This is a genomic window from Mesorhizobium sp. GbtcB19, assembly GCF_019091085.1.
GTDB lineage: Bacteria > Pseudomonadota > Alphaproteobacteria > Rhizobiales > Rhizobiaceae > Mesorhizobium.
On the sequence record NZ_JAGXJY010000086.1, the window covers coordinates 1 to 737 of the forward strand.

The 737-nt window shown below is 30.7% G+C and carries 1 protein-coding gene; it reads left to right on the forward strand.

The features are described 5' to 3' along the window. On the forward strand, positions 1–737 hold a 737-nt coding region (locus KVT37_RS31705; protein ID WP_217578948.1), incomplete at both ends, for an NAD(P)-dependent oxidoreductase.

Here is a 737-nt window from a genome sequence, read left to right on the forward strand (position 1 = left end):
TTGAACAACTAATTTCAGCCGGATATATGGTAACTATAGCTACACAAGATATCGATAATATAAGTTTTTTAAGAGATATGGCAGTCAATATTGTTCAGTTCGATAAAACGGATATTAGTTCAATTCAACAAATTATCAAAGGACATGATGTTGTTTACAATTTATCCATAGAGGATAAATTACATAATAGCTTTTTAGAAGATATTGAAGAGGAAATAGACTTTACCAAAGAGCTTATTATTTATTCCTCCAACACTAAAATTTCTAAGTTTATTCATTTAAGCACAATTTTAATATACGATTTTCAAAAAGAGGATAATATTGATGAATTCTATGTCCCAAATCCTCAATATCAGATTCAAAAACTAGGTATTCACTGGGAAAAAGTAGTTCGGGAAATTGGTCAACAAACCGGAATTAAAACTTGCATATTACGTCCAGCTATTTCTATTGGAACTAGGGATAGATCTTCATTTTTCACAAGATTATTAGAATCTCATTCTAATAATCTATATCCACTTATAGAAAAAGGGAATCCCGAAGTATCTCTTATTGATGCAAGAGATATTGGCCGTGCTATGGCCTGGTTAGGGTCATATGAGTGCAATAATGAAAATGATAGTGTCTTTTTAGTAAAGGGATTTAATACCACTTGGTATCAATTAAAAAAAGCAATCGATGATGTAATAGGCAAAGAATCACAAACGGTTAATTTACCTAAAAATCTAACCAGTGAG